The sequence below is a fragment of the Kitasatospora sp. NPDC048407 genome (assembly GCF_043200475.1).
Classification (GTDB): Bacteria; Actinomycetota; Actinomycetes; order Streptomycetales; family Streptomycetaceae; genus Kitasatospora.
Window position 1 is genome coordinate 400,999 of record NZ_JBICXW010000003.1, and the last position, 25,493, is coordinate 426,491.

Consider the following 25,493-nt stretch of genomic DNA (forward strand, 5'->3'; position numbering starts at 1 on the left):
GTCAGACCTTCAGGTACTTGCGCAGGGTGAAGAACGCCGCGATGCCGGCCATCGCCATACCGACCACCACCAGCAGCGGAATGACCGCCAGCACCGAGGACAGGCCGATGAAGTTGATGAACAGCACCTTCTTCGCCAACCACCCGTGGACGAAGAAGTGACCACCCAGAAGCAGCAGCGAGGCCAGGCCCGCACCGAGCAGCGCGGAGAACGCGGCCTCCGCGATGAACGGCATCTGCACGTAGAAGTTGGAGGCGCCGACCAGCCGCATGATGCCGGTCTCGCGGCGCCGGCTGAACGCCGACACCCGGACGGTGTTGACGATCAGCAGCAGCGCCACGCAGAGCATCAGCGCCATGATCACGAAGGCGGCGGTCTGCAGGCCGCGCAGCAGGCCGAACAGGTTCTCCAGGATCTTGCGCTGGTCCTCGACCGACTTCACGCCGGGCTTGCCGGCGTAGGCGCTCTGGATCACGTCGTACTTGGTCGGGTCGTTGAGCTTCACCCGCCAGGACGCCGGCAGCGCGTCCGGACCGACCGCCGCGAGCAGCGGGTTGTCCGGGTTGGACGCCTTGAAGCGCTGGTACGCCTCCTGCGAGCTCTCGAAGGTCGCGCTCTGCACCAGCTCGGTGCGCTTGTCCAGGTCGGCCTTGACGTCCCTGATCTGGTCTTCGGTGGCCGCGCCGGCCGCGCACTGGGCGGAGTTGTGGTCCGACTTGGCGCAGAAGTAGATGCTGACTTCGACCTTGTCGTACCAGTAGTCCTTCATGGAGTTGACCTGGTCGCGGACCAACAGCGAGGCACCGGCGAGGGCGAGCGAGAGCGCGACACTGACCACGACGGCGATCGTCATGGTCAGGTTGCGGCGGAGACCGACGCCGATCTCCGACAGAACGAACTGGGCGCGCATGCTTCTCTCTTCTAGCTCTGGTAGCCGTAGACGCCGCGGGCCTGGTCACGGACCAGCAGACCCTTGTCGAGCTCGATGACGCGCTTGCGCATCTGGTCGACGATCGCCTGGTCGTGGGTGGCCATCAGCACGGTGGTGCCGGTCCGGTTGATCCGGTCCAGCAGCTTCATGATTCCGACCGAGTTCTGCGGGTCGAGGTTGCCGGTGGGCTCGTCGGCGATCAGCAGCATCGGACGGTTCACGAACGCGCGGGCGATCGCCACACGCTGCTGCTCACCACCCGACAGCTCGCCGGGCATCCGCTCCTCCTTGCCGCCGAGGCCGACCAGGTCGAGCACCTCGGGCACCACCTTGTTGATGGCGCTCTTCGGCTTGCCGATGACCTCCAGGGCGAACGCCACGTTCTGCCCCACGGTCTTGTTCGGCAGCAGGCGGAAGTCCTGGAAGACGGTGCCCAGTTGGCGCCGCATGTGCGGCACCTTCCAGTTGGAGAGCTTGCCCAGGTCCTTGCCGAGGACGTGCACCTCGCCGGTGGACGGGCGCTCCTCGCGCAGGCACAGGCGCAGGAACGTCGACTTGCCCGAACCGGACGAGCCGACCAGGAAGACGAACTCGCCCTTCTCGATCTCCAGCGAGACGTTGTCCAGGGCCGGACGGTTCTGCTTGGGATAGGTCTTGGAGACGTTGTCGAATCTGATCACGGCTGCATCACGGGGCCATCCTAGGTGGATCGGAGCCAGTGACCTTACGCGATGCCCTTGCGTACCCGCAGTAACCATGCGGCTACCCATGGGAATTTCGTCTGCTTCGGTTCCGGTTCGGACCCGAAATTGCGAGCTACGTCACAGCTCGATAACCCTTCCCCTCCGGGGGCCCAGGTGTCCGGAACCTGGCAGAGTGGTAGGGAGTCGGAACCGAAGCCGCCTCCGGCACGTTGGCTATGCAGCAAGGAGGACACGCATGACCTGCGACCAACTGGTGTGCGCCAACTGCAACGGCCGCGTCATCGACGGCCGCTGCCCGGTGTGTCGCGCCAACCGCGCCCGGCTCCAGCAGGAGCAGCACGGGCCGTTCGCCACGCTCAACCCGACGGTGCTACTGGCCGTCCTGTGCGCCGCCCTGATCGCGCTGGCGCTGCTCGCCCGCTGATCCCCAGAACCGAGAACACGGAAAGGGCCCCACCGCCGAAGCGGTGGGGCCCTTTCTCATGCTCGCATTAGCGGTATCAGCTCTCGCGCTGCTTGCGCCACCGGATGCCGGCTTCAATGCTGCGCCTGATGTTCATCTCAGCCGGCCTCCTCCCTCGCAGTGTCAGCTCTCGCGCTGCTTGCGCCACCGGATGCCGGCCTCGATGAAGCCGTCGATGTCGCCGTCCAGCACGCCCTGCGGGTTGCCGACCTCGTGCTCGGTGCGCAGGTCCTTGACCATCTGGTACGGGTGCAGGACGTAGGAGCGCATCTGGTTGCCCCAGGAGCTGCCGCTGTCCTTGAGCGCGTCCATCGCGGCGCGCTCCTCCTGGCGGCGCCGCTCCAGCAGCTTGGCCTGGAGGACGTTCATCGCCGAGGCCTTGTTCTGGATCTGCGAGCGCTCGTTCTGGCAGGAGACCACCACGCCGGTGGGCAGGTGGGTGATGCGGACCGCGGAGTCGGTGGTGTTGACGCCCTGGCCGCCGGGGCCGGAGGCGCGGTACACGTCGATGCGCAGGTCGCCCTCGTCGATGTCGACGTGGTCGGACTGCTCGACGACGGGGAGCACCTCGACGCCGGCGAAGGAGGTCTGGCGGCGGCCCTGGTTGTCGAACGGGGAGATGCGCACCAGGCGGTGGGTGCCCTGCTCGACGGAGAGGGTGCCGTAGGCGTAGGGGGCCTTGACGGTGAAGGTCGCGGACTTGATGCCGGCCTCTTCGGCGTACGAGGTGTCGTAGACCTCGGTCGGGTAGCCGTGCCGCTCGGCCCAGCGCAGGTACATGCGCATCAGCTGCTCGGCGAAGTCGGCGGCGTCGACGCCGCCCGCCTCGGCACGGATGTTGACGAGGGCCTCACGGGCGTCGTACTCGCCGGAGAGCAGCGTGCGCACCTCCAGCTCCTCGACGGCCTTCTTGACGGCCTCCAGCTCGTTCTCGGCCTCGACGCGGGTGTCCGCGTCGTCCTCGGCCTCGGCGAGCTCGAACAGGACGCCCAGGTCCTCGACCCGGCCGCGCAGGGACTCCACCTTGCGCAGCTCGCCCTGGAGGAAGGAGAGCCGGCTGGTGACCTTCTGCGCGTTCGCGACGTCGTCCCACAGGGTGGGGACGGCTGCCTCCTCCTCCAGGGTTGCGATGTCGGCCCGGATCTTGTCCAGGTCGAGGACTGCCTCGATCGACGACATGGTCGAGTCGAGGTTCTTGAGCTCTTCGGAAGGATCGACGGCTGCCACGCCCACAAGGGTAATGGTTCGCCGGGGGGGCTCGGCTACAACCGGGGGTACCAGGTGGTGTGGACGGCTCCGGCGGTGGACGCGGGGGGCTCGGCGGCGAACGCCGTCCAGGCGGCGGCGGCCCCCGCGAGCAGCAGGATCACCGCGATCAGCACGGCCAGCGTGCGGCGGCGGCGGATCTGCTGGGCCCGGGTGCGCCGGTGGGCGGGCGCGGGCTGGGTGCGCTGGGCGCGGGACTCCTCCGCGTAGGAGGCGAGCTCCCCGGCGGACGGGCGGCGCAGGCTGGTGTGGGTGTCGCGGGTGGAGTCGGGGGTGGGCCCGGGCACCAGCGGGACGGCGGGGCCGCGGCGGCGGCGGTGGGTGCCGCGGCCGGTCTCCGCCTCGGCGTAGACGGCCTCGCCGGGGGTGGGCGCCTCCTCGGTGGCGGTCCGCTGGGCGGGCACCGCGAGCGGGCCGACCCCGGCCAGTTCGGGCAGCAGCTCGCGCAGCCGGGAGGCCAGTTCGGCGGCCCGCAGCCGGGAGGCGGGGGCCTTGGCCAGGCATTCGGAGATGATCCGCCACAGGCCGTCCGGCATCCCCTCGACCGGCGGGACGTTCTCGGTGACGTGCCGGCGCAGCACCGCGCCGGTGTGGCCGCCGCCGAACGGGGTGGTGCCGGTGAGCAGTTCGTACAGCACGGTGGCGAGGGCGTAGATGTCGACGGCGGCGCGCGGCTCCAGGCCCTCGATGATCTCGGGGGCCAGGTAGTCGGGGGTGCCGATGATCCGGGTGGCCCGGGTGCGGCGGGGGGCGTCGACCAGGCGGGCGATGCCGAAGTCGGTGAGCTTGGCGCGCGGGGCGCCGCCGGGGCCGGGCGGGGCCGCCAGGTCGAGCAGGACGTTCTCCGGCTTGACGTCGCGGTGCACGATGCCGGCGGCGTGCGCGGCGGCCAGGCCGTCGGCGACGTCGGCGATCACCGAGGCGGCGACCAGCGGGTCGAGCACGCCGTCGCGCTCCAGGCGGGTGCGCAGGTCGGTGCCCTGGACCAGGTCCATCACCAGGGCGAGGTCGCTGCCGTCCACCACCATGTCGTGCACGCCGACCACCCGCGGGTGGTCGAGGCAGGTCAGTGCGGTGCGTTCCTGGACGAAGCGGCCGACCAGGACCTGGTCGGCGGCCAGGTCCTCGCGCAGCAGCTTCACCGCCACCGGCCCGTCCGGGCCCTCGCCGAGCCACACCGTGCCGGCCGAGCCGCGGCCGATCACCTGGTGGACCGTGTACCGGCTGCCGATCTTGCGTGCCAATGCTGCTCCGTGGGCTCGTGAGGTCGGTGCTCGCGGAACAACCTACGCGCCCGAGCGACCTCCGGGGGCCGCGGAGGGCCCCCGGAGCGGTTCCGATCCGGAGGAATTTCGTCGGAGTGTCGACAAAGCGTCAAACCTAGTTGCCGGTATGGCTGCCGATCCAGGACTTCGCCGAATCGAACCAGCCCACCACGTTGTGCCAGTAGTCCGGGAGCGGCGTGAAGTTCCACAGCGCCAGGCAGCCCAGCGCCAGCACCACCAGCACCAGCAGGCAGCCCTTCGCGCAGCCCAGGCCGGGGATCCACATCCGGTTGCGGCTGCGCGGGCGCGGCTCGCGCTCCCGCGCCCGGGGCGGCTCCGGCTCCCGGTACGGCGGCTCCTGGCGGCGCGGCGGGGCCGGTTCGGGCCGGCGCTGCGGCGCCGCGTGGCCCTGCGGGCGGCCGTCGTAGCCGGGCGGCGGGCCGGGCTGCTGCGCCTGGTACGGCTGCGGGGCGACCGGCGGGCGACCACCGCGGCCCTGCGGGTACTGGCCGCCGGGCCGGCCGCCGCCCTGCTGCGGGTGCCCGCCCTGCTGCGGGTGCCGGCCCTGCTGCGGCTGGTACGGGCCCGGCGGCGGGGCGTACCGGCCGCCGCCGGGCGGCGGGCCGGGCTGCGGGGCCTGGTACGGCGGCGGGGCGACCGGCGGGCGCTGCCCGGGCGGCGGGTACTGGCCGGCCTGGTACGGGCGGGGCGCGACCTGCGGGTCGGCCAGGTCCTCCGGCTCGAAGTAGCCGATCCGGGTCTGCTCGTTGCGGTCCCGGGCGGCCTGCAGCTGGGTCTGCCACGGGTGCGGCCCGTCCGGCTGCGCGGGCGGCTGCTCGGGCGCGGGCGGCATCGCGGGCATCACCCTGGTGCGGTCCGCGGGCGGCGCGGGCGGCTGGGGGCTCATCAGCTGGGTGCGGTCCTCGGCGCCCTGGACGGCCTGACTGTGCGTCATGACCTGGGTGGCGGCGGCCGGGTCGTACCCGTTGCCGCCGAACGCGGGGTCGTGGGCCGGCGCGGGCGGGGCGAGCGCGGGGTCGGGCACCAGCAGGGCGGCGACCGACAGGGCGGCGTCCACGGCGGCGGGCGAGGAGTGCACGCCGATGCCGGCCGCCACCACCCGCAGCGCCTCGGCCAGCGAGACGGCGGTGGGCCGCTCGGCCGGGTCCTTGCGCAGGCAGCGCTCGACCACCGTCCACAGCGGCTCGGGCATGGTGCGCGGGCGCTGCGGCTCCTGCGCGAGGTGGGCCTGCAGGATCGCCAGCGGGTTGTCGCCCTGGAACGGCGGGCGGCCGGTGACCAGTTCGTACAGCATGATGCCGGCGCCGTAGACGTCCACCGCGGCGGTCTGCGGGCGGCCGTCGGCGGACTCCGGGGCGACGTACACGGGGGTGCCGACGAACTCGTGGGTGCGGGTGATGCCCGGGGAGTCGGCGAGGCGGGCGATGCCGAAGTCGGTGAGCATCGGGTACATCTGCTCGCCGCCGTCCATCACCAGGGTGGCCAGCAGGACGTTGGCGGGCTTCAGGTCGCGGTGCACCACGCCGTCGGCGTGGCTGGCGGCCAGCGCGTCGGCGATCTGCGCCATCAGCAGCGCGCCGGCGATCGGCGACAGCGGGCCGGACTCGCGCAGGTAGCGGAACAGGTCGGGGCCGTCGATCAGGTCCATCACCAGGGCGAGCAGCTCGCCCTCCACCACCAGGTCGCGGGTGCGCACGATGTTGGGGTGGGTCAGCCGCAGCAGGACGGAGCGCTCGCGCAGGAAGCGCATCACCACGTCCGGGTCGGCGGCGAGCTCCTCGCGCAGCACCTTCACCGCGACGGCCTGGCCGGGCTGCAGGCCCGGCACGGCGACATCCTCGCGCACCCGGCCGCGCCAGACCGTGCCGGTCGCTCCGCGTCCGAGGCTCTCCTCGAGCAAGTACTTGCTTCCGACAGGCCGCACCTGTGCACTCCGTTCGGTCACCCCGCGCCCGCTGCGGGGCCGCGTTCCGGCACTCCCCCGTTCCCGTGAACGGCGCCGGGGCCTTTGGGATCCGCCCGCGCGCGAGGGCTCCCGGTTTTCGGCAACTCTAACGGTGCCCGCGCGGGTTTCCGAGGTGTTGCCGGGGCCCGTCGCGCACTGTCGGCCACCTGGGGCGCCGGGGTCTCCTTGACCTGACTCGGCGTCGGATTCACCATGGCGATGATCGCAAGATCGTCAAATCCGGTACCGTGCGCGGACTGTCCGTCCCGAGTGGCAGGATGGCAGGCACCACACGTGTGCAGAAGGGACCCCGGGCGTGATGCAGATCCGGCTCACCGTCCTTCGACCGCGCAGCGGCCCGACCAGCCCCGGGAGCTCTGCCGACGTCCTGGTCACCGCACCGGTCGGCACCACGCTCGGCGCCGTCGCCACCGCGCTGGCCGGCGCGGTCGGCGTCCGCGGACCACGCTCCGCCACCCACATCCACCTGTACGCCGGTGAGCAGCGCCTGGACGAACAGCTCCCGATCGGCCACCCCCCGCTGATCGACGGCGCCGTCCTCGCCCTCGGCGAGCCCGACCCGGACACCGGGGACACCGCCGGCCACCCCGCCGCCGAACTCCGCGTCGTCGGCGGCCCCGACGCCGGCGGCGTCCACCGCCTGCACGGCGAGCGGATCCGGATCGGCCGCTCCACCGAGGCCGACGTGCCGCTCGACGACCCCGACGTGTCCCGGCTGCACCTCGCCCTCCACCTCACCGCCGACGGCCACGCCACCGTCCAGGACCTCGGCTCCACCAACGGCACCCTGCTGGACGAGCGCTACCTGCGCGAGGAGAGCGCCGAACTCGCGCCCGGCGCACTGCTGCGGATCGGCGAATCCACCCTCCAGCTCGCCCACCCCGCCGACATAGCGACCCGCAGCACCACCCCCGACGGCGAAGGCCGGCTCCGGCTCGCCCCCCGCCCCACCGCCCGCACCGCACCCGGCCGCCCGGCCGGCCCCCCGCCCCCCGCCGAACCGCCCGCCGAGCCCGGCAGCGGCCGCGGCCGCTGGCTGCGCCGCACCCGCCCCGAGCCGCCCGCCGTCGACACCGACCGCCAGCACGCCACCGCCCGCCTGCGGCAGGCCGCCAACCAGCGCGAACGCTGGCCCGACCCGGCCGCGCTGCTGCTCGCCGCCCTGGGCACCGGCCCCCGGCTGTGGGAACGCGGCCCCGACCACCCCGACGCGCTCACCCTGCGTCTGGGCACCGCCGACCTCCCCGGCGGCCCCGGCACCGCCCCCGGCACCCTGCTGCCCGCCGTCCCCGCCACCGTCGACCTGCAGACCGCCGGCAGCCTCGGCCTGGCCGGCCCGCGCCACCGCCTCGCCGGCCTGGCCCGCGCCGTGCTCGCCCAGCTCGCCGCGCTGCACCCGCCCAGCGGCCTCGCCCTGGTCGTGATCGCCCCCGAGCACCACGCCGAGGACTGGTCCTGGGCCCAGTGGCTGCCCCACCTGCGGCCCGCCCACGGCCAGGCCTGCCGGCTCCTCTACGGCCTCGGCCCCGAACAGGCCGAGGCCCGGCTCACCGAACTCGCCTCCGCCACCGCCGCCGCGCCCGCCACCGTCGTCCTGGTCGACGGCGATCCCGGCACCGACGCCGGCCGACGCGCCCTCGGCCTGCTGCTCCGGCAGGGCCCCGCGGCCGGCGTATTCGTCCTCTGCCTCGCCGAGGTCCCCGAGGAACTCCCCACCGGGCTCGGCGCGTTCGGCCTGATCACCGGCGAGGTCGCCACCCGCCTCACCCTCGACCGGCCGGCCGGCGGCGCCCGCGAACACCTCACCGACATCGCCCTCGACGCGGTCTCCCCCGCCTGGGCCGAACGCCTCGCCCGCACCCTCGCCCCGCTCCGCGAAGCCGCCACCGACGCCGACCACGCCGCCCGCGGACCGCTCCCCGAAGCCCTCCGCCTGCTCGACCTGCTGCGCTCCGAATCGCTCTCCCCCGCCCGGCTCGCCGAGAGCTGGAACGCGCTGCCCGCCGGCGCGGGCGCCGCCGCCGCCCTGCTCGGCACCGCACGCGGCGCGGCCGGCGAGGAGACCTGCGCCGTCGACCTCGCCGAGGACGGCGACCACCTGCTCATCGGCGGCGGCCCCGGCTCCGGCAAGTCCGAACTGCTGCGCGCCCTCGCCGCCTCGCTCGCCGTCTCCGAACGCCCCGACCGTCTCGCCCTGCTGATGATCGACGGCGACCGCGCCGACGACGGCGGCCTGGCCGGCTGCACCGACCTGCCGCACGTCACCGACCACGTCAACGCCGCCGAGGACCCGCGCGGCGCACTGCTCGCCGCCGAACGCCTGCTCGACGAACTCGCCCACCGCGAAGCCCTGTTCGACGGCCTCAGCTTCACCGAGTGGCACACCCGGCAGATCTTCGACAAAACCCCGGCACTGGTCGGCGGCCCCGCCGCGGACCGCGTCCGGGTGGTCGAACCCCGCCGCTCCCCCGACGCCCCGTCCGCCGACGCCCCCGCCCGCCTGATCGTCGTCGTCGACGACTACGACGCGCTGCTCGGCCCCGCCTCCCCCGGCGGCCGCCCGCTCGCCCGCGCGCTGGCCGCCGCCGCCACCCGCGGCGCCCGCCTCGGCGTGCACGTCATCGCCACCACCGGCTCGCCGGAGAGCACCGCCGACACCGAACTCGACGAGGCCGCGCAACTGCGGATCGCCCTGCGCACCGAACAGCCCGGCGACTCCGACCTCCTGATCGACCTGCCCGACGCCGCCGCCCTGCCCGGCACCACCCCCGGCCGCGGCTACCTGCGCCGCCCCGACGGCGCCGTCACCGCCTTCCAGGGCGCCCGGGTCAGCGGCCGCATCCCGCGCACCGCGACGCTCCGGCCCACCGTCGTCGCCCAACGCCTGGAGGACCACGGCGCCGCCCCGTCCCCGCGCCCCGTCCGCGAACTCGGCAACGGCCCCACCGACCTCGCCCTGCTCGCCTCCGCCCTCCGCCGAGCCACCGAGAGCTGACCGCTTCAGGCTTCCGGGCACCGCTCAGCCGGCGGCGTCCGGAAGCTGCGACGGGCAGCGGCCGCCCGGCGTGGTCAGCAGCTCGAAGTGCCACATCTCGTTCGCGAACACCTGGCACAGCCCGTACTTGGCGCCCTTCCGGTTCAGCCAGTCGTCGGCGTCGGTCGGCCCGACGTCCACCGCCTTGCCCGACACGTGCGAGGACTTCTCCGGCGTGTTCACGTACCGCCGCGCCAGCTCCAGACTGCCGTGCTTCTCCACCGCGGCATCCAGCAACCGCTGCTGATAGCTCCGGCTCCGCCACCCCGAAGTGACCCGCAGCTCGATCCCCTGCTCCTTCGCGTCCGTGGCCGCCGCCCGCAACGCGGCGAGCAGCGCCGGGTCGAGCCTGCTCACCGCCGCCGAGCCGTCGTCAAACGGGCTCGCCGAGACACCGGCGGCCAGCTCGCCGTCGGCCGCCCGCACCTGGTCCGATCCCCCCACGACGAACGCCGCCACCGCCCCCAGCACCGTCACCGCCGCCACCGAGGTGATCGTCCGCCGCGTGGTCTTCCGCATCTCTGCCTCCTGCTCCGTACACGTGCTTCCGGGGTCCATTGCAGGGCGGACGGTGTTGCGAGGGCGTCTGCGTTTCCGGATACGTTTTCGACATCCGCCGCATCCCCGCCCACCGAGCCCGCGCAGCGGCACACAAACGCCTGCGCCAGCCCCGCGCAGCGGGTGGCGGAGGCAGGCATACGTCTTCGACACCCACCACATCCCCCCGGCCACCCCGCGCAGCGGGTACCGCCGGACCGGCCACCCCGGCCTGCCCCCTGGTTCTCGCGCCGGCCCCGCGCAGCGGGTGGCAGGCATACGTCTTCGACACCCACCACATCCCCGCCCACCGAGCCCGCGCAGCGGCACACAAAACACCCGCACCGGCCCCGCGCAGCGGGTGGCGGAGGCAGGCATACGTCTTCGACACCCACCACATCCCCCCGGCCACCCCGCGCAGCGGGTACCGCCCGACCGGCCACCCCGGCCTGCCCCCCCGGTTCCCGCGCCGGCCCAGCGCAGCGGGTGGCAGGCATACGTCTTCGACACCCACCACATCCCCGCCCACCGAGCCCGCGCAGCGGCACACAAACCGCCTGCGCCAGCCCCGCGCAGCGGGTGGCGGAGGCAGGCATACGTCTTCGACACCCACCACATCCCCGCCCACCGAGCCCGCGCAGCGGCACACAAAACACCCGCACCGGCCCCGCGCAGCGGGCGGTGGAGGCAGGTATACGTCTTCGACACCCACCACATCCCCCCGGCCACCCCGCGCAGCGGCTACCGCCCGACCGGCCACCCCGGCCTGGCCCCCCCGGTTCCCGCGCCGGCCCAGCGCAGCGGGTGGCGGGTGGCGGGCATACGTTTTCGACATGCGGTGTCGGGTTCAATGGATGTCCGAATCGTCGACGAGCGGAGCTGTGCGTGCGGGTGCTGGTGGTGGAGGACGAGGTGTACCTCGCCGAGGCGGTGCAGGCGGGGTTGCGGTTGGCGGCGATCGCGTGCGACGTGGCGGGGGACGGCGAGGCGGCGTGGGAGCGGTTGGGGGTGCACCGGTACGACGTGGTGGTGCTGGACCGGGACCTGCCGGGGGTGTCGGGTGACGAGGTGTGCCGGCGGATCGTCGCGGCGGGGCTGGGCTGCCGGGTGCTGATGCTGACGGCGGCGTCGCGGCTGGATCAGAAGGTGGCGGGGTTCGAGCTGGGCGCGGACGACTATCTGACCAAGCCGTTCGACCTGGCCGAGCTGGTGGTGCGGCTGCGGTCGTTGGCCCGTCGGCCGGAGCAGTCCGCGCCGCCGGTGCTGGAGTTCGCGGGGCTGCGGGTGGATCCGTTCCGGCGCGAGGTGTTCCGGGACGGGCGGTATGTGGCGTTGCCTCGCAAGCAGTTCGCGGTGCTGGAGGTACTGATGGCGGCGCGGGGCGGGGTGGTGAGCGCGGAGGATCTGTTGGAGCGGGCCTGGGACGAGCACGCGGATCCCTTCACCAACGCGGTGCGGATCACCATCTCGGGTCTGCGCAAGCGTCTCGGTGAGCCGTGGGTGATCCACACCGTGCCGGGTGTCGGCTACCGCCTGGACGCGGCGTGAGCCGCCCGCGCCGCTTGACCGCCCGGCTGCGGCTGACGTTGAGCTACACGCTGTTCACCGTGACCACCGGCGCGCTCTGCCTGGGCGTGGTGTACGTCGGCATGAAGTACGTCCCCAACTACCCGTTGACGTCGGCGAATCCGCGCTACCGCTCGGACGCCCCGTCGCGGCAGGAGATCCTGCGCTCGCTGCTCACGGCGGAGGCGTACGCGCTGGCGGTGCTGACGACGGTGGGGATGGCGGGCGGCTGGCTGGTGGCGGGGCGGGTGCTGCGGCCGTTGCAGGAGGTGACGGCGGCGGCGCGGCGGGCGTCGGACGGGGATCTGGGGCACCGGATCGCGTTGGCGGGGCCGCGGGACGAGTTCACCGAGCTCGCGGACGCGTTCGACGAGATGCTGGCCCGGCTGGAGCGGGCGTTCGACGCGCAGCAGCGTTTCGCGGCGAACGCCTCGCACGAGCTGCGGACGCCGCTGGCGATCGACCGGACGATGCTGCAGGTGGCGGCGGCCGACCCGGCGGGGCAGGACTGGCCGCGGCTGGTGGACCGGCTGCTGGACACCAACCGGCGCGGCATCGAGGTCACCGAGGCGCTGCTGCAGCTCGCCGAACTCCCGCACCGCGTCCCGGAGTCGGCGCCGGTGGAGCTGTCCGCGCCGGCCCGCGAGGCGTTGGCGGCGGTGGCCGCGGAGGCCGCCGAGCTGGGGGTGGCCGTCAGTGCGGAGCTGTCCGCGGCCCCGGCCGCCGGCAACGAGGTGCTGCTGCGGCAGGCGGCGGTGAACCTGCTGCAGAACGCCGTCCGGCACAACCTGCCGTCCGGCGGCCGGGTGGAGCTGGCCACCGGCCCGGACCGGCAGCATCCGGGCCGGGTGCAGTTGACGGTGCGCAACTCCGGCCCGGTGCTGGACAGTTCGGTGGTCGCCACGCTCACCGAGCCGTTCCTGCGCGGCAGCGGCCGGACGGCACAGCGCGGCCCGGTGCGGCGCGGGCACGGCCTGGGGCTGGCGATCGTCGCGGCGGTCACCGAGGCGCACGGCGGACAGTTGCGGCTGGCGGGCAACCCGGACGGTGGGTTGACGGTGGTGCTCAGTCTGCCCGGTACGGCAGGTAGTGGGGCTGCGGTCGCGGCCAGGTGATGTCGAGGAACAGCGGGTAGTTCTCGCGTTCCAGGCAGCGCAGCAGGAACTCGGGGAAGGTGCCGCGGGTGGCGTACCACTGGCCGGTGTCGCTGACCACGGCGATCGGCCAGCGGTCCGGGTCGGGGCCCTGGGCGAGGAAGAACCAGGCGCCGCCGTACTTGTCGACTCCCCAGCCGATCAGCCCGCCGGGCTCGGGGTGGTACGGGAACGGGTCGATGTCGTGGTTGCGTGTCTGGCCGGGCTGCGAGCCGTACCACACCCCCCACAGCCCGCGGGCCTCGTCCGCGGTGCCGTCGACCGGTCCGAGGACGGTGAGGAAGCTGTCCAGGGTGCCGGGGCCCCAGCGGTCCACGAAGGTCTTGTAGCCGCTCGGCAACCGGACCCCGAGGTAGGTCTCGGCAGCGTCCCAACTGCCGTGCGGCGCTTGCCTGTCGGGTTCGCCGAGCAGGTCCGTGAGCCGGTCGAACGCAGAATCGCTCATGCGGGTCATTCTGCCGGGAACGCCCGAAGGGGCCCCGGGCGGGTTGCCCGGGACCCCTTCGGGGTGGTGCGGTCAGCGACCGGCGCGCAGCAGGGTGCGGATGACCCGCATGGCGACCGAGAGGCTGGACAGCTCGTAGTTGTCCGAACCCCTTATGTCGTCGAGGGTGGTGCGGGCCCGACCGAGCAGGTTGCCGTTGAGCTCGGCCCACTCGGTGTAGCGCTCCTCGGGGCTGGATCCGGCCGGTCCGGCGGCCAGCACGTCGGAGGTGAGCGCGGCGTGCGCGGCGAACAGGTCCTCGCGGATCGCGGCGCGGGCCATCGAGGACCACCGGTCGGTGCGCGGCAGTTCGATGATCCGGTCGAGCAGGTGGCTGATCTCCAGGCGGTCGCCGAGGTCGTAGTACAGCTCGGCGACCTCCATCACGTCCGCGTCCGAGCGGTCCGCGACACCGACGATGTCGAGGGTCGGGAACGCGGAGGACAGTCCGGCCATCCGGCCGGCCAGGTCTTCCGGCACACCGGCCGAGGACAGCCTCTGGTACACCGACTCGTACCAGGCGAGGTCCTCGCCGCGCAGCGGCTTGGGCAGCGAGTCCCAGACCTGGTTGACCCGGTCGTGGAAGAACGCGATGGTGCCGGCGATGTCGAGGGGCTGGCGGCGGTTGCCCAGCATCCAGCGGGTGGCGCGCTCGACCAGGCGGCGGGCGTGCAGCCGCATGGTGGTCTGGATCTTGGCGCCGACCTGGTTGTCGAGGCCCTCGACCTGGTCCCAGAGCTGCTCCAGGCCGAACACCGCGCGGGCGGCGGCGTGGGTGCGGGCGATCTCCTCCATCGTCGCGCCGGTCTCCTCGCGGAGGCGGAACGCGAAGGTGCAGCCACCGCGGTTGATCGTGTCGTTGACGATCAGCGTGGTGATGATCTCCCGGCGCAGCGGGTGGTTGTCGATCTGCTCGGCGAACCGGGCCCGCAGCGCGGACGGGAAGTACTGGTGCAGCACGTCCCGGAAGTACGGGTCGTCGGGCAGGTCGGTGGCGAGCAGCTCCTCGGCGAGGGTGATCTTGGTGTAGGCCAGCAGCACCGACAGCTCGGGCTGGGACAGGCCGCGGCCGGCCTGCTGGCGCTCACGGATCTGCTTCTCGGTGGGCAGGAACTCCAGCGCCCGGTCGAGCTGTCCGTTGGACTCCAGCCGGTTGATCATGCGGGCGTGCACGTTGACCATGCTGGCGGCCTGCGCGACGGCGTTGGCCAGCACCACGTTCTGTGCGTAGTTGTTGCGCAGCACCAGGCGGCCGACCTCGTCGGTCATCTCGGCGAGCAGGGTGTTGCGCTGCTTGACCGTCATGTCGCCGTCGGCGACCACCTGGTTGAGCAGGATCTTGATGTTCACCTCGTGGTCCGAGGTGTCCACGCCGGCCGAGTTGTCGATGGCGTCGGTGTTGATCCAGCCGCCGCTGGACTGCGGGCCGCCGTGCGAGGCGAACTCGATCCGGCCGAGCTGGGTGCAGCCGAGGTTGCCGCCCTCGCCGATGACGCGGGCGCGGATGTCGGTGCCGTTGACCCGGATCGGGTCGTTGGCCTTGTCGCCGACCTCCGCGTTGGTCTCGGTGGAGGCCTTCACGTAGGTGCCGATGCCGCCGTTCCAGAACAGGTCCACGGGGGCCTGCAGGATGGCCTTCATCAGCTCGGCGGGGGTCAGCTTGGCCGCTTCGATGCCGAGCACCTCGCGGACCTGGGCGGACAGCTGGATCGACTTGGCGGAGCGCGGGAACACGCCGCCGCCGGCCGAGATCAGCGACTTGTCGTAGTCGTCCCAGGAGCTGCGCGGCAGGTTGAACAGGCGCTGGCGCTCGGCGTGCGAGACGGCTGCGTCCGGGTTCGGGTCGAGGAAGATGTGCCGGTGGTCGAACGCGGCGACCAGGCGGATGTGCTCGGACAGCAGCATGCCGTTGCCGAACACGTCGCCGGACATGTCGCCGATGCCGATGACGGTGAAGTCCTCGGACTGGGTGTCGACGCCGAGCTCGCGGAAGTTGCGCTTGACGGACTCCCACGCGCCGCGGGCGGTGATGCCCATGCCCTTGTGGTCGTAGCCGGCCGAGCCGCCGGACGCGAACGCGTCGCCGAGCCAGAAGCCGTACTCCTGGGCGACACCGTTGGCGATGTCGGAGAACGTCGCGGTGCCCTTGTCGGCGGCGACCACCAGGTAGGTGTCGTCCTCGTCGTGGCGGACCACGTCGACCGGGTTCACGACCTCGCCGGCGACCAGGTTGTCGGTGATGTCGAGCAGCGCCGAGATGAAGGTCTTGTACGAGGCGATGCCCTCGGCCAGCCACGCGTCGCGGTCCACCGACGGGTCCGGCAGCTGCTTGGCGACGAAGCCGCCCTTGGCGCCGACCGGCACGATGACGGTGTTCTTGACCATCTGGGCCTTGACCAGGCCGAGGATCTCGGTGCGGAAGTCCTCACGCCGGTCGGACCAGCGCAGACCACCGCGGGCGACCTTGCCGAAGCGCAGGTGGACGCCCTCGACCCGGGGCGAGTACACCCAGATCTCGAAGGCGGGGCGCGGCGCGGGCAGGTCCGGGATGGCCTTGGGGTCGAACTTCATCGACACGTACGAGTGCCAGTTGCCCTCGGCGTCGTGCTGGAAGAAGTTGGTCCGCAGGGTGGCCTTGATCAGGTGCAGGAAGGAGCGCAGGATGCGGTCCTCGTCCAGCGACACGACCTCGTCGAGGGCGCCGGCCAGCTCTTCCAGGATGGCGTCGGTCAGCTCGTCGCCGCCGGAGCGGTGGCTCGGCGAGAGCCGGGCCTCGAACAGGTTGACCAGCAGCCGGGTGGTGTGGGTGTTGTTGCCGAGCGCGTCCTCCATGTAGTCCTGGGAGAACGTGGAGCCCGCCTGCCGCAGGTACTTCGCGTAGGCGCGCAGCACCACGGCCTGACGCCAGGTCAGCTTGGCGGTGAGGACCAGCTCGTTGAAGCGGTCGTTCTCGGCCTGGCCGCGCCAGGTCGCCGCGAAGGTGTCCTGGAAGCGCTCGCGGTCCTCCTCGGTGAGGTCGGTGCCCTCGCGCAGGCGCAGGCCGAAGTCGACCACCCACGCGGTGGTGCCGTCGGTGCGGCGCAGCGCGTACGGGTGCTCGTCGAGCACCTCGACGCCCAGGCGTTGCAGGACCGGCAGGACCTCGGTGAGCGAGATCGGGCCGCCCACCCGGTAGATCTTGAAGCGGCGCTCGTCGTCGCCCGCGCCGACCGGCTGGTACAGGTTCAGGCGGAAGTCGCCCTCGCCGGTGAGCGATTCGATCTGCTTGAGGTCGGCGACGGCGGTGCGCGGCGAGTAGTCGGCGCGGTAGCCGTCGGGGAAGGCGGTGGCGTACTTGTGGCCCAGCTCGGCGGCGTGCTCCTCGCCGAACTCGGTCTGCAGCTGGTCGTTGAAGCCGTCCATCCAGAACCGGGCGGCCTCGGCGAGCCGGTTCTCGATCCGCTCGATGTCGGCGTCGGACAGCTGCGGCAGCTCGTTGCCGGGGGCGACCCGGACCACGAAGTGCAGGCGGGTCAGCACCGACTCGGTGGCGTACACCGTGTAGTCGATGGTGTCGCCGTCCAGCTCCTCCTTGAGGATGCTCATCAGGGCGAGCCGGATGCGGGTGGTGTAGCGGTCGCGCGGCAGGTAGACGTACGCCGAGAAGTAGCGGCCGTACTCGTCCTGACGGAGGAACAGCCGCAGCCGGCGGCGCTCCTGCAGGTACAGCACGCTGGTGGCGACGGACTGCAGCTCGGCGGCGGCGGTCTGGAACATCTCGTCGCGCGGGAAGGTCTCCATGATCTGGAGCAGGTCGCGGCCGTCGTGGCTTTCGCCGGAGAAGCCGGCGCCGTCCATGACCTCCTGCACCTTGCGGCGCACCACGGGGATCCGGGTGACCGACTCGGTGTAGGCGGCGGAGGAGAACAGGCCGAGGAAGCGGCGCTCGCCGATCGGCTCGCCGGCCGCGTTGAACTTCTTCACGCCGACGTAGTCGAGGTACGCGGGGCGGTGCACGGTGGCCCGGCTGTTGGCCTTGGTGAGGATCAGCAGCTTCTTCTCGTGCGCCTTGGCGCGCACGGGGGCGGAGAGCCGGCCGAAGGCCTCGGAGACCGGGTGGTGGTCCATGTCGTGGCTGAGCGGGTCGGCGCGCAGGATGCCGAGGCCGGTGCCGGCGACCGCCTTGAGCACCTCCTCGCCCTTGTGCTCGACCAGGTCGTACTCGCGGTAGCCGAGGAAGGTGAAGTGCTCGTCGGCCAGCCAGCGCATCAGCTCCCAGGCCTCGCCGACCTCCTGCTCGGGCAGGTGCGCGGGGGGCTGCTCGGCGAGCTCGTCGGCCAGACGGAGCGCGGAGTCGCGCATCTTCGTCCAGTCCTCGACGACCTCGCGGACGTCGCCCAGCACGCGGCGCAGGCCCGTCTCGATCTCGCGCAGGTCCTCGCGGGCGGTCTCGCGGTCGATCTCGATGTGCATCCAGGACTCGATCACGGCGTCCGCGGGCCACTCGGCGCCGGCGGCCTGCGCGCGGTTGCACGCGTCGGTGTCGAGGATCTCCAGCAGCTTGCCGGTGAGGTCGCGGCGGACCGCCAGCTGCGGGTGCACGACCAGGTGGATGGCGCGGTTCAGGCGGGTCAGCTCGTTGGTGACCGAGTCGACCAGGAACGGCATGTCGTCGGTGACGACCTCGACCACGGTGTGGCCGCAGGACCAGCCGTTCTCCTCCACGGTCGGGGTGTACACCCGGACCTCGGCGGTGCCCTGCGGGCGCTTGAGGCCCAGCCGGTAGTGGGAGGCCGCGGCACCGTAGACGTCCACCGGGTCCCGGCTGATCAGGTCCTCGGGGGCCGTGTGGAGGTAGTAGTGGTGCAGGTAGGCGGCCAGAGCGCCGTTGCTCAGCCCTTCGCCGGGCGCCGCTCCCCCCACCTGGCTGTTCTCAGCGGCTGCTGCTGCCTTCTTGAGCAGGTCGGCCTTGGCTGCGTCCAGCTTGGTCTGCATAGCTGTTTGGCTCCTGTCGCGCGCCGTTGCGTGACTCGGTGATGACGGTGGGTGCACCGCCGGGCCCCATCGGCAAATCCTCCCGCGCACCAGGTGGAAAAGCGCTCATGTCACGCATGAGTCGCGCTCAACCCGGGTACGACAAGTCGTTTGGCCTGCCTGACCGAAACCGGCGACGCCAGCCAGCCTAACGTGGCGGCACCAGGGTGTCAGGGGACATGGAGGCACAATCCCGGACGAAGATCGTTCCTTCCTGGACACCTTGTCCAAAGCCGTCCGGGCGTCCTGTACGTCACTCGGGTGACCACTCCATGTGCGGGTGCACGTAGTCGGTCGGCGGGGTGAACGTCTCCTTGATCGACCTGGTGGACGTCCAGCGCAGCAGGTTCTGCGCCGCGCCCGCCTTGTCGTTGGTGCCGGACGCCCGGCCGCCGCCGAACGGCTGCTGTCCGACCACCGCTCCGGTCGGCTTGTCGTTGACGTACAGATTTCCGGCGGTGAACCGCAGCCGCTCCACGGCCTGCGCGATGGCCCGCCGGTCCTGCGCGATCACCGAGCCGGTCAGGCCGTACGGGGCGGCCGCGTCGACCCGGTCCAGCGCCTCCTCCCAGCGGGTGTCCTCGTACACCTGGACGGCCAGGATCGGCCCGAAGTACTCGGTGGAGAAGATCTCGCCGCGCCGGGCGCCGCCGAGCAGCACGGTCGGCCGGACGAACCACCCGATCGCGTCGTCGTACTGGCCGCCCGCGAGGAGTTCCACCTGCGGGTCGGCCTTGGCGCGCTCGATCGCGTCGCGGTTGCGCGCGAACGCGCGTTCGTCGATCAGCGCGCCCATGAAGTTGCTCAGGTCGGTGACGTCGCCGACGGTCAGCGCGTCCACCTCGCCGAGGAAGTCGTCCTTGATCCGCCGCCACAGGCTGCGCGGCACGTACGCCCGGGACAGCGCCGAGCACTTCTGGCCCTGGTACTCGAACGCGCCGCGCAGCATCGCGGTGCGCAGCACGGCCGGGTCGGCGGAGGAGTGGGCGATCAGGAAGTCCTTGCCGCCGGTCTCGCCGACGATCCGCGGGTAGCTGCGGTAGTGGCCGATGCTGCGGCCGATCTCCCGCCACAGGTGCTGGAAGGTGGCGGTGGAGCCGGTGAAGTGCAGCCCGGCCAGCGCCGGGTCCCGCAGCGCCACCTCGGTCACCGCCTGCCCGTCGCCGGTGACCAGGTTGACCACGCCGGGCGGCAGGCCGGCCTCCTCCAGCAGCCGCATCAGGAAGTGCGCGGCCAGCATCTGCGCCGGCGCGGGCTTCCACACCACCGTGTTGCCCATCAGGGCGGGCGCGGTCGGCAGGTTGCCGGCGACGGCGGTGAAGTTGAACGGGGTGATCGCGCAGACGAAGCCCTCCAGCGGGCGGTGGTCGGCGCGGTTCCACACCCCGGGGCCGGAGATCGGCTGCTCGGCCAGGATCTGCCGGGCGAACCGCACGTTGAACCGCCAGAAGTCGACCAGCTCGCACACGTCGAGCTCGGCCTGCTGCACGGACTTCGACTGGCCCAGCACGGTGGCGGCGGCCAGCGTCTCGCGCCACGGCCCGGCCAGCAGGTCGGCGGCGCGCAGGAACACCGCCGCCCGGTCGTCGAACGACAGGCCCCGCCACTCCGGCGCGGCCGCCAGCGCCGCGTCCACCGCGTCCCGCACGTCGGCGGCGGTCGCGTTGCCCAGCACGCCGAGCTTCGCCGCGTGGTGGTGCGGCTGCGCCACCTCGATCCGCTCCCCGCCGCCGATCCGCTGCCGGCCGCCGACGGTCATCGACAGCGTCGTGTACTGCCCGGCCAGCAGGTCCGCGACCCGCAGCAGCCGGGCCCGCTCGGGACTGCCCGGCGCGTACTCCCGCGGCGGCTCGTTGACGGGTGTGGGGACGGTGGTGACCGCGTCGATCGGCATGCTGCTCAACTGCTCCGTACGGTGGTGCGTGCTGTTCCCCTCCCAGGGTGAACGCGCGTACCCGCGTTGACGTGCCGTGACACGCCTAGCGCGACAGCTCCTCGGCCACCGCGACGGCCTCCGCCAGCGAATCCACCACCGGCACGCCGACGTGCACCAGCTTCTCCCGGGTGTGCGAGCCGCCCGTCCACAGCACCGACTTGATGCCCTGCGACAGCGCCGCGTGCGCGTCGTCCGCCGCGTCCCCGATCAGCACGGTTCGCTGCCGGTCGATCTCCCCGCCCAGCGCCGCCAGGTGCCCCGCCAGCTCCTCCGCCTTGCGCCCGCCGGAATCCCCACGCCGCCCGTCCACCCGCACGAAGTGCCTGGTCAGGCCGAATGCGTCCACCGCCGGCACCAGCTTCTCGTGCTCGTACATCGACAGCACCGACTGGCTGCGCCCACCCGCCGCCCACCCCGTCAGCAGCTCCTCCACGCCCGGCGTCAGCCCGCAGCTCGGGAACAGCTCCAGGTACTTGACGTGGAACGCGTCGTCCAGCTCCAGCCACTCGTCCCGGCTCGGCATCCGCCCCAGCAGCCGGTGGTAGAACCGCGGGACCGGGATCTCGTACTGCGCCCGGTACTCCTCCAGCGACATCGGCGCGATCCCGACCAGCGAGAGCGCCGCGTTGCTGGCCCCCAGCACCGCCGGCATGTCCGACAGCAGGGTGCCGTTCCAGTCCCAGACTATGTGTGTACGCACCCGCCAAGGGTACGGCCGGGGCCCGGAATCCCGTTCGGAATTCCGGGCCCGGGCCGGCGGGATCAGGCAGCGTTGAACTCGTCCGGGTTCGGGCCGGTGCGCAGGCCGCGGTCGGTGGCGGCGATCGCGGCCATTTCCTCATCGGTCAGGGTGAAGTCGAAGACGTCGAGGTTCTGCCGGATCCGGGCCGGGGTGACGGACTTCGGGATGACCAGGTTGCCGAGCTGGAGGTGCCAGCGCAGCACCACCTGGGCGGCGGACTTGCCGGTGCGCTCGGCGATCGCGGTGATCGCCGGATCGCCCAGCACGGCGCCCTGGGCGAGCGGGCTCCAGGCCTCGGTGGCGATGCCGTGCTCGGCGTGGAAGGCCCGCAGTTCGGCCTGCTGGAGGCCGGGGTGCAGTTCGACCTGGTTGACGGCGGGCACCAGGCCGCCGTTCTCGATCAGCCGGGTGAGGTGCGCGGGCTGGAAGTTGGAGACGCCCGCGGCGCGGATCCGGCCGTCGGCGGCGAGGCGCTCGATCGCCCGCCAGGAGTCGAGGTAGAGGTCCCGGGCGGGGGTGGGCCAGTGGATCAGGTACAGGTCGACGGTCTCCAGCCCGAGCTTGTCGAGGCTGGCGTCGAAGGCCCGCAGGGTCGCGTCGTAGCCCTGGTCGGCGTTCCACAGCTTGGTGGTGATGAACAGCTCCTCGCGCGGCAGCCCGGACGCGGCCAGCGCCTTGCCGACGCCGCGCTCGTTGCCGTAGATCGCGGCGGTGTCGATGCTGCGGTAGCCGGCCTCCAGCGCGGTGGCGACGGCGGCGGTGGTCTCCTCGTCCGGGACCTGGAAGACGCCGAAGCCGAGCTGCGGCATCTCGACGCCGTTGTTGAGGGTGACGGTGGGGACGGTCATGGGGATCAAGCCTTTTCGGTGAGGGTGTAGTTCAGGGTCTGGGCGCGGATCAGGCCGTCCCGGAAGACGAAGGTGTCGACCCCGTCGGTCACCTGCCGGGTGGCGGTGGCGGCGCTCCAGCGGAGGAACAGCAGGTCGTCGGCGAACAGCGGGGTGAGCTGCCATTCGGCGTCGGGGAGTTCGGCGAGCAGCCGGCCGATGACCTGCTTGACGCCGCCGCGGCCGGTGCGGACGCCGTCGGGCGTCAGGAACACGGCGTCCTCGGTGTAGCTCTGGGCGATCAGGTCGAGGTCGCCGGTGGCGAGGCGCCGGCCGTGCTCGGCGAACACCTCCTGCGGGGTGCGGGCGCTCACCGGTCGAGCTCCCGCAGCGCGGTCGTGGCGAACCCGTGGTCCTGCTCGGGGGCGCCGCCGCCGACGCCGAGGGCGCCGATCAGCCGGCCGTCGCGGTGCACCGGGACGCCGCCGGCGATGAACAGCAGGGGACGGTCCAGCGCGGTCGGCAGCGAGTGGAACGGGCCGTCCGGCTTGACCAGGTCGACCAGGTCGGCGGTCGGCGCGTTCAGCTGGAGCGCGGTGTACGCCTTGCGGGTGCTGGTCTCGCCGGAGATCAGCACGGCCCGGTCGTCGCGGCGGAACGCCAGCAGGTGCCCGCCCGCGTCCAGGACGGTGACGCTGACCGCGACCCCGGCCGCCTCGGCGGCGGCGCGGGCGGCGGCGACCAGGGTCTCGGCGTCGGTGGTGGTGAGCGGGGTGGTGGTGAGGGTGGTGCTCATGGTGCTTCTCCGGTACGGGGAGTGAGGGTGGATCAGTGGTTCAGCGCGGGAGCGGGGACGGCCGCGGGGGTCGCCGCCTCGCGGCGCTCCAGGCCGGCCGAGAGGAAGGCCAGCAGCAGGGCGGAGCCGGCCAGCGCCGCGCCCACCCAGTTGGGTGCGGTCGCGCCGAATCCGGCCGAGATGACGGCGCCGCCGAGCCACGCGGCGAGCGCGTTGCCCAGGTTGAATGCTCCGATGTTGACGGCCGAGGCCAGCGTCGGCGCGCCGTGCGCCTGGTCGAGGACCCGCTTCTGGAGCGGCGGCACGGTGGCGAAGCCGAGGGCGCCGATCACCAGCAGGGTGACCGCGGCGGTGATCTCGTTGTGCGCGGTGACGGTGAACAGGGCGAGGGCGAGGGCCAGGCCGCCGAGGGTGGTGAACAGCATCGGCATCAGCCGTCGGTCGGCGAACCGGCCGCCCAGCAGGTTGCCGAGGAACATGCCGACGCCGAGCAGCACCAGCAGCCACGGCACCGCGCCCGCCGAGAAGCCCGCGACGTCGGTCATCATCGGCGCGATGTAGGTGATCGCGGCGAACACGCCGCCGAAGCCGAGGACGGTCATCGCCATCGCCAGCACCACCTGCACGTTGCGGAACGCGGCCAGCTCCCGGCGCAGGTGCGCGCCCTCGGGCCGGGGCAGGTCCGGCACCAGCTTGGCGATGCCGAGCAGTCCGACCACGCCGAGCGCGGCGACGACCGCGAAGGTGGCCCGCCAGCCGACGCTCTGGCCGACGAAGGTGCCGAGCGGCACGCCGACGATGTTGGCGACCGTCAGCCCGGTGAACATGGTGGCGATCGCCCCGGCCTTCTTCTCCGGCGCGACGAGCTCGGCGGCGACCACCGACCCGATGCCGAAGAACGCGCCGTGGGCGAGCGAGGCGACGATCCGCCCGACCAGCATCGCCCCGAAGTTCGGCGCGAGGGCCGAGAACAGGTTCCCGACGGTGAACAGGACCATCAGCAGCATCAGCATCCGCTTGCGGCTGATCCGGGTGCCGAGCACGGTCATCAGCGGTGCGCCGACGACCACACCGATCGCGTAGCCGGTGACCAGCAGGCCGGCGGTGGGGATCGTCACCCCGAAGTCCGAGGCGACCTCGGGCAGCAGGCCCATGATCACGAACTCGGTGGTTCCGATGCCGAACGCCCCGATGGCCAGGGCGAGGAGCGCGAGAGGCATGACTGCCGACCTCCATGCGATTGCGGATGCGCCTTACGTGCTCCGACAATAATTGCAGACGCATCTTCTTGCAAGCGCAATGATTGCAGGCGCCTGGTACGGGGCGGTCGGAGCAGTGGGCGCGGAAACGCGAGGACCCCGCCCCGGCCGGGTGGCCGTGACGGGGTCCTGGAGCGAAAGATCAGCCGATCAGACCGGGGATCTCCTGGGTGGCGAACCAGAGCAGCTCGTGGTCCTCCGCGCCGTCCACGGTGAACTGCGCGTCCTGGTCGCCCTGGTCGGCGGCGGCGATCGCGTCGGCCGCGGCGGCCACGTCGGCCTCCACGTCCGCGTCCGCGTCGTCGGCGTGCACCGAGGCGGCCTTCGCCAGCCGGATCGGGCCGGCCAGCACCACCCGGCCCAGCGAGGCCTGATCCTGGTACTCGTCGCCCGGGAACGGCGACACCGCGGAGTCGGCGACCTCGACGGCCACCACGACGCGCCGCCGCGCCGCCTTCGGGTCGGCGGCCAGCAGCCGGATCGAGGACAGCGCCGCCCGGTTGAGGGCCGCGTACTCCAGCTCCTCCATGTCGTCGCTGACGTACCACTCGCGAAGCGCCGGAGTCACCGCGTACGCGACGCTCTGCTCCAGAACCCCCTCGGGGTGCGCCACCGTCAGGTCGTTCAACGTGGTGGGCACGTACACGCGCATGGGGGGCACCTTCCTCGGTCACAGTGCGACGGGTCAAGAATACGCAGCCCGCGGCCGCCGGTTCCGCGCTGGGCCGGTCAGGGGACGGGCGGTGTCCCCCTTGGTGCCGCCCGGCCGCCGGCCGTGCGTCAACTCCGCGACCGGCCGGGCCCGCCGGGCCCCTTCCGCCCCCGCGAACACCACCCGCACGAGTGGAGTTTCCGGCCGCCTCGCGGGCGCGCGACCCGCCTTGGGCCTGCCCCTGCGGGCCCGATAACAAGGTCCGGCACACCCGACGCACCGGCCCCCACGCCCCGACGCCCGAGAAGGCCCCGATGACCGAGCAGCTCACCCGGACGCCCGGCCCCCGCATCCGCCCGCTGGTCCACCCGGTGCACTCCGCCCGCCGCCCGGTCCGCCACCCGCACCCGGCCGGCGACGCGGTCCGGACCGTCCGCAGCCCGCGGGCGGCCTGCGACGGCGGACGCCCGGCCCGGCCGCGCAGCCCGGCACCGACCCGGACGGGGCACAGCGAGCTGGCGGCCCGCTTCGCCCGCCGCCTGGTGGAGGTGCTGTGCGGGGTGCGCCCGGTGCACCAGCTGCAGCGGCACACCACGCTGCCGGGCTTCCACCAGCTCGCGGCACTCACCCGTAGCGGCCCGCTCCGCCCGCGCGGGCGGTCCTGGCAGCCGCGGCTGGGCCATGTGCACGACTCGGCGCCCGCGCCGGGCGCGGTGGAGGCCTGCGTCCGGATCGAACTCGGGCCCCGGCACCACATGCTGGCGTTCCGGCTGGAACTGCACACCCGCACCGGCCAGTGGCAGTGCACCGCCGTCGAGGCCCGCTGAACACCTGCCAAGTGCGCCTGAGCACCCGGGGAAACGCCGCGGGGCGCCAC

Annotated in this window: 20 protein-coding genes; 5 read left to right on the forward strand and 15 right to left on the reverse strand. The window is 72.8% G+C overall.

What is annotated here, in order from left to right:
• Position 1: 1 nt before the first annotated feature.
• Positions 2-910, reverse strand: a complete 909-nt coding sequence (gene ftsX / locus ACGFWJ_RS09920) for a permease-like cell division protein FtsX (RefSeq protein WP_387647572.1) — start codon at positions 908-910, stop codon at positions 2-4.
• 11 nt (positions 911-921) lie between these two features.
• Positions 922-1,611, reverse strand: a complete 690-nt coding sequence (gene ftsE / locus ACGFWJ_RS09925; RefSeq protein ID WP_387647574.1) for a cell division ATP-binding protein FtsE — start codon at positions 1,609-1,611, stop codon at positions 922-924.
• Positions 1,612-1,870: 259 nt separating this feature from the next.
• Here ftsE and ACGFWJ_RS09930 point away from each other — a divergent pair, with 259 nt between their 5' ends.
• On the forward strand, positions 1,871-2,059 hold the full coding sequence (locus ACGFWJ_RS09930; RefSeq protein WP_387647576.1) for a hypothetical protein: 189 nt from the start codon (positions 1,871-1,873) through the stop codon (positions 2,057-2,059).
• A 162-nt stretch (positions 2,060-2,221) separates the two neighbouring features.
• Here ACGFWJ_RS09930 and prfB read toward each other — a convergent pair whose 3' ends face one another.
• The 3 genes from prfB to ACGFWJ_RS09945 all read right to left on the reverse strand — a co-directional run bounded on the left by prfB (position 2,222) and on the right by ACGFWJ_RS09945 (position 6,574).
• On the reverse strand, positions 2,222-3,325 hold the full coding sequence (gene prfB, locus ACGFWJ_RS09935) for a peptide chain release factor 2 (protein ID WP_387647578.1): 1,104 nt from the start codon (positions 3,323-3,325) through the stop codon (positions 2,222-2,224).
• Positions 3,326-3,360: 35 nt separating this feature from the next.
• Entirely contained in the window at positions 3,361-4,608 is a 1,248-nt protein-coding gene (locus tag ACGFWJ_RS09940; RefSeq protein ID WP_392947170.1) for a serine/threonine-protein kinase, read from the reverse strand.
• A gap of 136 nt (positions 4,609-4,744) precedes the next feature.
• Positions 4,745-6,574: a serine/threonine-protein kinase gene (locus tag ACGFWJ_RS09945; RefSeq protein WP_392947172.1), complete on the reverse strand. Its 1,830-nt coding sequence runs from the start codon at positions 6,572-6,574 to the stop codon at positions 4,745-4,747.
• Between the two features lie 340 nt (positions 6,575-6,914).
• On the opposite strand from ACGFWJ_RS09945, the gene ACGFWJ_RS09950 reads away from it, so the two are divergent.
• Positions 6,915-9,611: an FtsK/SpoIIIE domain-containing protein gene (locus ACGFWJ_RS09950; RefSeq protein ID WP_392947259.1), complete on the forward strand. Its 2,697-nt coding sequence runs from the start codon at positions 6,915-6,917 to the stop codon at positions 9,609-9,611.
• A gap of 24 nt (positions 9,612-9,635) precedes the next feature.
• Here ACGFWJ_RS09950 and ACGFWJ_RS09955 read toward each other — a convergent pair whose 3' ends face one another.
• Entirely contained in the window at positions 9,636-10,169 is a 534-nt protein-coding gene (locus tag ACGFWJ_RS09955) for a M15 family metallopeptidase (RefSeq protein ID WP_392947174.1), read from the reverse strand.
• A gap of 903 nt (positions 10,170-11,072) precedes the next feature.
• Here ACGFWJ_RS09955 and ACGFWJ_RS09960 point away from each other — a divergent pair.
• Positions 11,073-11,735 carry a response regulator transcription factor gene (locus ACGFWJ_RS09960; RefSeq protein ID WP_387647661.1) on the forward strand — a complete coding sequence of 221 codons (663 nt, stop codon included), beginning with the start codon at positions 11,073-11,075 and terminating at the stop codon, positions 11,733-11,735.
• Positions 11,732-12,868 (forward strand): sensor histidine kinase, encoded by a 1,137-nt coding sequence (locus ACGFWJ_RS09965; RefSeq protein WP_392947176.1) that lies wholly within the window; start codon positions 11,732-11,734, stop codon positions 12,866-12,868. The genes ACGFWJ_RS09960 and ACGFWJ_RS09965 overlap by 4 nt, the downstream gene beginning before the upstream one ends.
• Here ACGFWJ_RS09965 and ACGFWJ_RS09970 read toward each other — a convergent pair.
• The 9 genes from ACGFWJ_RS09970 to ACGFWJ_RS10010 form a co-directional block, all read right to left on the reverse strand.
• Positions 12,819-13,352: a hypothetical protein gene (locus tag ACGFWJ_RS09970; protein ID WP_387647592.1), complete on the reverse strand. Its 534-nt coding sequence runs from the start codon at positions 13,350-13,352 to the stop codon at positions 12,819-12,821. The genes ACGFWJ_RS09965 and ACGFWJ_RS09970 overlap by 50 nt on opposite strands.
• Before the next feature lie 72 nt (positions 13,353-13,424).
• The gene (locus ACGFWJ_RS09975; RefSeq protein WP_392947179.1) at positions 13,425-18,365 is read right to left on the reverse strand and encodes an NAD-glutamate dehydrogenase; all 4,941 of its coding nucleotides are present in this window, start codon (positions 18,363-18,365) and stop codon (positions 13,425-13,427) included.
• A gap of 292 nt (positions 18,366-18,657) precedes the next feature.
• A complete protein-coding gene (pruA, locus tag ACGFWJ_RS09980; protein WP_392947262.1) occupies positions 18,658-20,292 on the reverse strand; it encodes an L-glutamate gamma-semialdehyde dehydrogenase in 1,635 nt (544 codons plus the stop codon).
• 91 nt (positions 20,293-20,383) lie between these two features.
• Positions 20,384-21,040 carry an HAD family hydrolase gene (locus tag ACGFWJ_RS09985; protein ID WP_387866755.1) on the reverse strand — a complete coding sequence of 219 codons (657 nt, stop codon included), beginning with the start codon at positions 21,038-21,040 and terminating at the stop codon, positions 20,384-20,386.
• A gap of 62 nt (positions 21,041-21,102) precedes the next feature.
• A complete protein-coding gene (locus ACGFWJ_RS09990) occupies positions 21,103-21,930 on the reverse strand; it encodes an aldo/keto reductase (RefSeq protein ID WP_392947181.1) in 828 nt (275 codons plus the stop codon).
• Between the two features lie 5 nt (positions 21,931-21,935).
• Entirely contained in the window at positions 21,936-22,283 is a 348-nt protein-coding gene (locus ACGFWJ_RS09995; RefSeq protein ID WP_387647603.1) for a nuclear transport factor 2 family protein, read from the reverse strand.
• Positions 22,280-22,705, reverse strand: a complete 426-nt coding sequence (locus ACGFWJ_RS10000; protein WP_392947184.1) for a heme-binding protein — start codon at positions 22,703-22,705, stop codon at positions 22,280-22,282. Before ACGFWJ_RS10000 ends, ACGFWJ_RS09995 begins: the two co-directional genes overlap by 4 nt.
• A gap of 32 nt (positions 22,706-22,737) precedes the next feature.
• Positions 22,738-23,925: an MFS transporter gene (locus ACGFWJ_RS10005; protein ID WP_392947186.1), complete on the reverse strand. Its 1,188-nt coding sequence runs from the start codon at positions 23,923-23,925 to the stop codon at positions 22,738-22,740.
• A gap of 181 nt (positions 23,926-24,106) precedes the next feature.
• Complete coding sequence (locus ACGFWJ_RS10010) at positions 24,107-24,616, reverse strand: DUF6912 family protein (RefSeq protein WP_387866744.1); 510 nt, start codon at positions 24,614-24,616, stop codon at positions 24,107-24,109.
• Between the two features lie 314 nt (positions 24,617-24,930).
• Between ACGFWJ_RS10010 and ACGFWJ_RS10015 the strand changes: the two genes are divergently transcribed.
• Positions 24,931-25,443, forward strand: coding sequence for an Rv3235 family protein (locus ACGFWJ_RS10015; RefSeq protein WP_387647614.1), 513 nt, complete (start codon positions 24,931-24,933; stop codon positions 25,441-25,443).
• Positions 25,444-25,493 lie beyond the last annotated feature (50 nt).

Coding starts and splice junctions, on each gene's coding strand:
- ACGFWJ_RS09930 (WP_387647576.1), top strand. CDS start 1,871: ATGACCTGCGACCAACTGGTGTGCGCCAACTGCAACGGCCGCGTCATC.
- ftsX (WP_387647572.1), bottom strand. CDS start 910: ATGCGCGCCCAGTTCGTTCTGTCGGAGATCGGCGTCGGTCTCCGCCGC.
- ACGFWJ_RS09950 (WP_392947259.1), top strand. CDS start 6,915: ATGCAGATCCGGCTCACCGTCCTTCGACCGCGCAGCGGCCCGACCAGC.
- ACGFWJ_RS10000 (WP_392947184.1), bottom strand. CDS start 22,705: ATGAGCACCACCCTCACCACCACCCCGCTCACCACCACCGACGCCGAG.
- ACGFWJ_RS09975 (WP_392947179.1), bottom strand. CDS start 18,365: ATGCAGACCAAGCTGGACGCAGCCAAGGCCGACCTGCTCAAGAAGGCA.
- ACGFWJ_RS10015 (WP_387647614.1), top strand. CDS start 24,931: ATGACCGAGCAGCTCACCCGGACGCCCGGCCCCCGCATCCGCCCGCTG.
- ACGFWJ_RS09955 (WP_392947174.1), bottom strand. CDS start 10,169: ATGCGGAAGACCACGCGGCGGACGATCACCTCGGTGGCGGCGGTGACG.
- ACGFWJ_RS10005 (WP_392947186.1), bottom strand. CDS start 23,925: ATGCCTCTCGCGCTCCTCGCCCTGGCCATCGGGGCGTTCGGCATCGGA.
- ACGFWJ_RS10010 (WP_387866744.1), bottom strand. CDS start 24,616: ATGCGCGTGTACGTGCCCACCACGTTGAACGACCTGACGGTGGCGCAC.
- ACGFWJ_RS09970 (WP_387647592.1), bottom strand. CDS start 13,352: ATGAGCGATTCTGCGTTCGACCGGCTCACGGACCTGCTCGGCGAACCC.
- ACGFWJ_RS09990 (WP_392947181.1), bottom strand. CDS start 21,930: ATGACCGTCCCCACCGTCACCCTCAACAACGGCGTCGAGATGCCGCAG.